The 7,783-nt window shown below is 39.9% G+C and carries 7 protein-coding genes and 2 pseudogenes; 6 read left to right on the top strand and 3 right to left on the bottom strand.

Features of this window, described 5'->3' with window-relative positions; all coding sequences use genetic code 11:
- Window positions 1-465, top strand: a pseudogene (locus NWQ57_RS20205) (hypothetical protein); the annotation flags it as partial.
- A gap of 100 nt (window positions 466-565) precedes the next feature.
- Here NWQ57_RS20205 and NWQ57_RS22715 read toward each other — a convergent pair.
- The 3 genes from NWQ57_RS22715 to NWQ57_RS20190 form a co-directional block, all read right to left on the bottom strand.
- Window positions 566-808 (bottom strand): TnsA endonuclease N-terminal domain-containing protein, encoded by a 243-nt coding sequence (locus NWQ57_RS22715; protein WP_372340956.1) that lies wholly within the window; start codon window positions 806-808, stop codon window positions 566-568.
- A gap of 66 nt (window positions 809-874) precedes the next feature.
- Window positions 875-2,233: a DEAD/DEAH box helicase gene (locus NWQ57_RS20195; RefSeq protein ID WP_306023989.1), complete on the bottom strand. Its 1,359-nt coding sequence runs from the start codon at window positions 2,231-2,233 to the stop codon at window positions 875-877.
- Entirely contained in the window at window positions 2,233-2,739 is a 507-nt protein-coding gene (locus NWQ57_RS20190; protein WP_306023988.1) for a hypothetical protein, read from the bottom strand. Before NWQ57_RS20190 ends, NWQ57_RS20195 begins: the two co-directional genes overlap by 1 nt.
- A 123-nt stretch (window positions 2,740-2,862) precedes the next feature.
- On the opposite strand from NWQ57_RS20190, the gene NWQ57_RS20185 reads away from it, so the two are divergent.
- The 5 genes and pseudogenes from NWQ57_RS20185 to NWQ57_RS20165 all read left to right on the top strand — a co-directional run.
- Window positions 2,863-3,183, top strand: coding sequence for a helix-turn-helix domain-containing protein (locus tag NWQ57_RS20185; protein ID WP_306023987.1), 321 nt, complete (start codon window positions 2,863-2,865; stop codon window positions 3,181-3,183).
- Between the two features lie 14 nt (window positions 3,184-3,197).
- The gene (locus NWQ57_RS20180; protein WP_306023986.1) at window positions 3,198-4,424 is read left to right on the top strand and encodes a TniQ family protein; all 1,227 of its coding nucleotides are present in this window, start codon (window positions 3,198-3,200) and stop codon (window positions 4,422-4,424) included.
- A complete protein-coding gene (locus NWQ57_RS20175) occupies window positions 4,394-6,526 on the top strand; it encodes a type I-F CRISPR-associated protein Csy2 (RefSeq protein ID WP_306023985.1) in 2,133 nt (710 codons plus the stop codon). The genes NWQ57_RS20180 and NWQ57_RS20175 overlap by 31 nt, the downstream gene beginning before the upstream one ends.
- Window positions 6,527-6,535: 9 nt before the next feature.
- On the top strand, window positions 6,536-7,576 hold the full coding sequence (gene csy3 / locus NWQ57_RS20170; protein ID WP_306023984.1) for a type I-F CRISPR-associated protein Csy3: 1,041 nt from the start codon (window positions 6,536-6,538) through the stop codon (window positions 7,574-7,576).
- Window position 7,577: 1 nt separating this feature from the next.
- Window positions 7,578-7,783: pseudogene (locus NWQ57_RS20165) on the top strand (type I-F CRISPR-associated endoribonuclease Cas6/Csy4); the annotation flags it as partial.

Here is a 7,783-nt window from a genome sequence, read left to right as displayed (position 1 = left end):
CCACAATGGTCATCCCGTCTAGTAAGAAGAAGGAAGCTTGAGTATTTTAGTCTCCAAAAAGACATTAAGCTTTTCCGTCAATATTTGATGAGTTTGGCCAAAAATATGCCATTTGAGCCCCCGCCAAAACTTGAAGACAAACACTTTGCCATCCCTATTTTTGCTGCATGCAAAGGTGAGAATCGAGCTCTCAAGCACTTACTTATCGAATCGCTCAAAATAGCAATGAACAAAGGTGAGTCAACCCTTGAGATCCGCCATATTAGCGCGGCTTATGACGCAATTTTTCTAAATAAAAACGTTAACACCCCAAAGCAGAACATCAATCCATTTACCTTACCATTAGATAAGGTATTGATCTCCGAAATTTTATTGCCTTCCAGGTACAACCCTAATGCGATAAACCCTGAAGATAGGCTAATCACACGTGAATTTTCAGAGCCTAAGACACTAAGTTATTTGTAAACAATAACTTAACTCTAGTCTAATCTGACAGTTCTCATGATAATCGAGTAACTGTCAGATCAATTCTGAGCTAATTAAACTGAGTATATTGTTTGTTTTGTTAAAATAAGAACTCTCGAGTGTAAGTCCCTTCCGCAGCCAGTTTCCCAGCGATGATTTCATAACCAATCCCAGCAGAAACTCCCATTAGCTCAGCCGCTTCTTTTTTATCTCTGACGTTCTGCGAATCAATCATGTGCTCCCCTTTAACCTCTATCATCACATATGAACCGTCTTGTTTCTTAATCAAGAAGTCAGGGTAATAACTACGCACTTTTTGAGTATCAGAATCAACATAATGAATGCTTTTATAAGCATTATTGTTAACATTCGACCTTCAAACCCAATTACCGTGCTAGTTTAGTTATGTTTAAAATATTGAAAACACTTTTTGTCTATAACTACCTTGGAGACTAAAAAGTAATCCAGAGTTTGAAAGTACATTAGCAGGAACTTGAGAGTTGACGCTCCAATTCTTACTTGAAGTCAGAGTTTTATCTTTTTGAGCTGAGCTATTGCAGGCTTCGTCACTGAACTGTTGCCCCGGCTCACTTGGCGACTCCTGCTTTTCGAATCGAACGATTTGTTCAGGTATGTCTTGTTGTAACCGTTGAGCAAATTCCAGTAAGGATTTCTCTGCGAAGCTTATCAACCATGCCTTTTTATTTAAAATATTAGGCATCATTCGTAGTATGCGCCCCAGTACTTGACGGAAAAATAATTCGGTTCGCACTAAGCTGAGGTGTGCACATACTCGAAGTCGAGGTATGTCGGTGCCTTCGGAAATCATAGTTACACTAACTATCCACTGAGTATCAGATGTCCTGAATCTTTCAATCACGGTTTGTGGATCAGTCTCGCGGTATGAAACCATTACAGTCGTCTGGTTAAATTCACTCTCCAGAATGTGTCTGATGTTTGCCGCTTCATGTACCGAGCTAGCAACTACTAAGCCAGCGGCATTAGGCTGCTCTTGTCTTGCGATGATAAGTTGTTTGACGGCTGTTTTTAGCAAATACCGAACAGCTTGCTTGTCAATCAGAAGTTCTGAATATTTAAGCTCAGAATTTGCCATCGCGGTTGCAAGTGAACTAAAGGCTTCTTCATTTACCTGTAACTTGTCATTATCGATTAACACCACTTCAGGCAGTCTGCAGACACCATCTTTGATAGCATCATAAATGCCATATACATAATCACAGCGGATCATCTTATCTGGTTCCAAGTAGCTTGCCAGAGTGATTGGCGCTAAATCACTGCGCCATGGTGTGCCAGTCATAGACAATATGAATTTGGCGTGTGCCCCTAAGTTAATTAAGACCTCTCGCCCCCATGTATTAGCCATTTCTGGCTTATCGCCACCACAGTGATGGATTTCATCGAAAACAATGAATACTCTGCTTGTTCTCAAAAAGCTCCAGTCAGCGGTTTTACTGCTCGCGAGATATTGATAAGTGAAAACACCGCCTGCGGCTCCTAGCTGTCCATGCATAGGTCTGGCTAATACGGTTGAGAATGTACTTCGCATGCTATTTAGCACTGCCACTGACGGGGCAAAGCAAACGACATAATCAATTTCATTTGCTTCAAAAAGCCTTTTTGCAACGACTGCTGCCATCACTGTTTTACCCGCACCGGGTGTGGCCAATGCTAAAAAATGTTTTTGCTTACGCTGAAACTTCTGAAGTGCCAAAGAAGCGCAGCTTTCTTGCCAATGACGTAACTGCATTAATTAAAATCCCTAATTACATTCTCAACTGCAGAAAGTCGGCCCTGATACATCACCGCCCGCTCTTTTGCTGATAGGAATTTTGATTGAAGTGAGTGTATAAGTTCAGGAAGCTCCTGTGAAAGCTCCAAATATTCCTGAGCCTCTGCACTAGCCGAAGCAAGGGCGCTGCTATAATCACCAAGCTTTTTCTGTAGCGTTTCTAATTCAGATTTGATTTTTGTTGCGTTGAAGGTTTGAGTTACAACGGTGTTTATAGGCTTTAGCAAACCCTGGCTATTATTATTTAACGCGTAGGTATTTTTCTGCGGTTCTGACGGATGCTTGTTTACTATCAATATACCTTCCTGCAGGAATAACCATACTTGCTTATAGATTTTTGTGCGCAAGAGCTTATTCGAGTTTGCTGATATATGGTCTTTGGATAACAACTTTAAGTCGTTGATAGTGAAATTAACCAATTGATGCTGATGGATGATCCCCAGCAAAATTTTACGAACCGACATACTACATATTCCTGGCAGTTAAGGATGCAAATTTGATATGGAAAAACTTAGGATTCCTAAGTATACTCTAGATTCAAAAACTAAGACAATCTAAGTATTCTGGTATCACAAAATGAACATCCTTTGGCATCACAAACACCTTTCCCCATTCGACTTAAACAAGCCAGAAAGGCGAAATCGTTTTCACAAAAAGAACTTGGTATGCGAATTGGGCTTGATATCAACACTGCTAGCAGCCGAATGAACCATTACGAGACAGGTCGGCATCTACCCGATTATGATCTGGCAAAAAAACTCTCAGAAGAGTTGGATGTACCCGTAGCCTTTTTCTATTGTGACTCTGATGAAATGGCTCAATTACTTATATCGTTTCATAAACTGAGTACTGAACAACGAAAAAAGGTGTTCGAGTTTATCAGCACTCAAAAGGATGTTGAGTACTAGTTGAAGGATGGCTCATGGCATTTTTGTTCTCACCAACAGCGCGTGCTTTTAGCGACGAATCGCTAGAGAGCTATTTGCTTCGAATCGTATCAGAAAATTTTTTTGATTCTTATCATCAGTTGAGTTTTGCCATAAGAGAAGCGCTTCATGATCTTGATTTTGAAGCGCATGGTGCATTCCCTTTAGAGATTAAGCTGCTTAATATTTACCATGCTAAACATAACAGTCATTTTAGGATGCGAGCCCTAGGTTTGTTGGAATCACTACTTGGTTTACCACGCCATGAATTGCAAAAAATAGCACTGTTTAAATCTAATCGAACCTTTATTGGAAGAGCTGTTGCTGTTCATCGTAACGGGACTGATATACCCCTGAGCTTTATCCGCTCTAAACATGAAGGCAATATCGAAAGCCTGCCTGTTTGTCCGTTATGTTTATTTGAAGAGCCTTATATTCGACAAGAATGGCACTTAAAGCCTTATAGTGTCTGCGTTAAACATCAATGTAAGCTTATTCATCATTGTCCAGCATGCCAATCATCAATCAATTACATAGAAAATGAGTCTATTAGCCAATGCTTGTGCGGGTTTGATCTTTCCAAAGCGTCGACTAATGAAGCTGAAAAAGCAGAGCTCACTTTAGCGCAAAGCCTTATTGAAAGAGATCTGAGTTCAGAAAATGTTTTGCTTAATCAAGCATCTTTGACCCATCGGTACTCCGCTCTTATTTGGTATCAAAAGCGTAGTTGTGATAGCTGCTCTTTAGGTGGTGCAATTGAGTATTTTGCTCAATGGCCTGATAACTTTTATCAAGAACTTGAGCTATTAACTCAGACCGCTGAATCAAAACTTATTGCGCTTTTTAATCGTACGCCATTTCGTTTTATTTATGGTGACTTGATCCTTAATTCACGATGCTTGTTTCCTGAGGATAAAGAATTACATTTTATACATGCTGCTTTGATGCATTATCTACAGCGGTTGGTCGAGGAAAACCCGAAAACGAAAAGGCCTAATGTGGCGGATATGCTAGTCAGCGTAGCAGAAGCAGCAGTAATACTCTCGACAACGCATGAACAGATTTATCGACTATATCAAGATGGAATATTGACTTCGTCATTTAAACAAAAGGTGAGGCAGAGAATTGAGCCTCACTTAGGTGTATTTTATTTAAGGCAAGTTATTGAGTATAAAAATAGCTTTGGTATTGATTGGCAGGGGATGTACTTATCAGCATGGTAGTAAATACTCATATTCGAACACTGCTAGATATTGACGATATTCCAACGAAAGTGCGGGCATTGAGGCGTGCATTTACCGCTTATACTGAGAGTATTGACTTGACCGGTGAAGAGGCTCTAGCACTCATTGTGCTGGTGAATTTGACTCACCCCAAAAAAAATGATGTTGATTTATTAGATATAAAATTAGCTAGGAAAACGTTAAAAAATCAGTCTTACATTAATAGCTGCATTAATGAAGTTCCGTGGATGCATACTCATAATTTGAAATATCCTGACATTCGTGTCAGCAGGCAAAACCTCAGAGTAAAGGTTCCTCCTCTTCATTCTGGTATTTTGAGTAGTGCAAATTGTTATCGGACTTTGGGGTGGTCTCATGACAGCGCCAAAATCAATTTCTCAAAACTATTTTGCTGTCATTTCATTTGGCAAAACAAAATTAGGTGCCTTGCCGATATATTGTGTGACATGCCCATTGAGTGGAAAAAAGCTTTCAATAAACTTGGTATGCCCGTTAATCAGTTTGAAGATATTTGCACTAGGATAAAGGGCTTATTACCAGACGAGACAGTTCCAAATGCTGTAGATAGATATTCAATACAAGTTCGAATGCCCTACCATGATGGTTATGTCGCGATAACGCCAGTTCTAAGTCATGCAGTTCAGGCTGAGATTCAGCAAGCAGCCATAAAAAAGCAGGGAAGTTTTACTCAATTAAAATTCACACGACCAGCGTCAGTAAGTGAGCTTGTTGCATCTCTAGGAGGGAGTATTTATGCTTTAAATTATCCCCCGCGAACCCAATCAAGGGTCTTCACAAAGAGTGATAACGTTCTTCATCAGTTGCTTTCTCAAAAGAGTCTATTTCGGCATCAAGTGCTATCCAGAGTTCAATTTGCCAAAGTGATTGATGAACTGTTATCAAATAGTGTGGCGTTGACATTAAAGCAGCGAAGACAGCAAAAAATAGCTTGCCTTAAACAGATAAGAAAATTTTTAGCTGAATGGCTTGAACAAATCATTGATTTGCGGACGGAATTAAAAGATAAGTCATTTTTAATTAAAAGCTTAGAGCTAGGGCATATTATTGATTCGTTGGAGTTTCGGTTATTAACGTTTTCTGATGCGCAGCTACCGGAATTACTTGGACCTTTGTTGGGTTTATTGAATACGGAGATGTCTAATTCCATAAGCACCGGTCAATATGCATTTCATCAAAAACTGATGCCCACGTTTAGGAAAAGTTTAAAATGGTTGATAACGCATTCGGTATCTGAAGCTACACACGCTCAATATAGCGAGATTGAGTCCACACAGCGTTATTTTTACTTAAAAGGTATCAGAGTATTTGATGCTCAGGCGTTATCTACCCCTTATTGTGCAGGCGTTCCTTCTCTCACTGCTGTCTGGGGAATGATGCATAATTTCCAACGCCGATTGAATGAAAGGCTGGGGACCCAGCTAAGAATGACATCGTTCTCGTGGTTTATACGTCAATTTTCATTTGTAAAAGGTAAAAAACTGCCTGAGCTAGGAATGCATGGAACGGCGGGAAAGGAGTTTAGGCGTCCCGGAATAATAGATAATCGATATTGCGATTTGGTATTCGATCTTATTATTCATATCGATGGATATGAACAGGATTTAGAGGACTTAGATAATCAGCTTGAAATTGTGAAATCGAGTTTCCCTGCCAGCTTTGCGGGCGGTGTTATGCATCCGCCGGGATTAGATGAGCCTGGGGATTGGTGTGACCTTTATAAAAGTGAAACTGCGCTTTTTGCGCAGTTAAAAAAGTTACCCTTATCTGGACAGTGGGTTATGCCGACAAAGTTCAATTTCGTGAATGTTGATCAACTTTTGTATTTGTTGGATGTTAATACTTCATTGTGTCCAGTCATGTTTGGTTATTTGCCTCTGACAAAACCAGATAAAAGAGCTGGAAGCATAGAACCTCTGCATTGTTACGCTGAGACTGTGATTGGGATCGTTGAGTGCACATCGGCTATTGAGGTAAGGTTACAAGGTCAAGTTAATTATTTTAATCGAGCGTTTTGGATGTTAGAGGCTAAAGAGCAATCAATGCTTATGAAACGCATATAAGGATGGATAATGGAGCTATGTAATCTATTAAAGTATGACCGTTCGCTTTACCCAAGTAAGGCCGTTTTTTTCTATAAAACAGCTGAGTCTGATTTTGTTCCTCTTGAGGCAGAAATTAACAGGATCCGTGGTCAAAAATCTGGTTTCGCTGAGGCATATACCCCTCAATTTAATCCTAAAAATTTGGCTCCTCATGACTTGGCTTACTGCAATCCATTAACGATTGAAGAATGCTATGTACCGCCAAATATCCAACATATCTATTGCCGTTTCTCACTTAGAGTTCAAGCTAATTCACTTAAGCCTTCAGGATGCAGTGATCACAGAGTATCTTCTTTGCTTGAGGAGCTATCTAAAGCATTTTATAGATGTAATGGTTATAAAGAGTTGGCCTCTCGATTTTGTAAAAACTTACTACTAGGCACGTGGCTTTGGCGCAACCAAAACACAGGTAACACACAAATAAATATTAAAACGAGCACAGGAAGGCTTTATCAAATCAATAACACTCGACAACTTGCTTGGGATGTATGGTCTGATGATGCTCAGGCGGTCTTAGATGAATTAAGTACTGAAATGGTATTGGCATTGACGGATAAAAATGTTTTTTGGAGTGCTGATGTTACTGCAAAAATCGAGACCAGTTTCTGCCAAGAAATATACCCAAGCCAAGTATTTACTGAAAAGCCAGAGAGAGGTGAATCCAAAAAAAATTTTGCTAAGGTTCGGTGCGATAATGGTCGTTATGCGGTGAGTTTTAATTCGGTCAAGATTGGGGCAGCTATACAATTAATTGATAACTGGTGGGATGGTGACGCTCTTTTGAGGGTGCACGAGTACGGGGCAGATCCGGTGTTAGGTATTGCTCGGCGTTCACCTGAATCTGAGTTGAGTTTTTATTCTTTATTTGTAAACGCAGAGCGATATCTTGAAGAGCTCTCTAAACAGATAGCCATGCCTGAGCCAATCATCCATCCAAACATTTATTATATTTTTGCTGTATTGATTAAGGGTGGCATGTTCCAGAAAAAAACTGAGAAGAAGGAATAGTATGGAGCGCTATTTTTTTATGGTGCGTTTCTTACCAATGGAAGCAAACCTTGCTCTGCTTATGGGGCGTTGCATATCAATAATGCATGGTTATATCTGTAAAAGAGACATTGCAAGCCTGGGAGTAACCTTTCCTGCTTGGTCAGATATTTCTATAGGTAATATTATTGCTTTTGTTCACACTGATGTCACGGTGTTGAGTGAGCT

The sequence above is a fragment of the Paraglaciecola sp. genome, assembly GCF_030730205.1.
Taxonomy (GTDB): domain Bacteria; phylum Pseudomonadota; class Gammaproteobacteria; order Enterobacterales; family Alteromonadaceae; genus Paraglaciecola.
The sequence above is the reverse complement of the archived record's forward strand: the minus strand, read 5'-3'. Positions and strand labels throughout refer to the sequence as shown.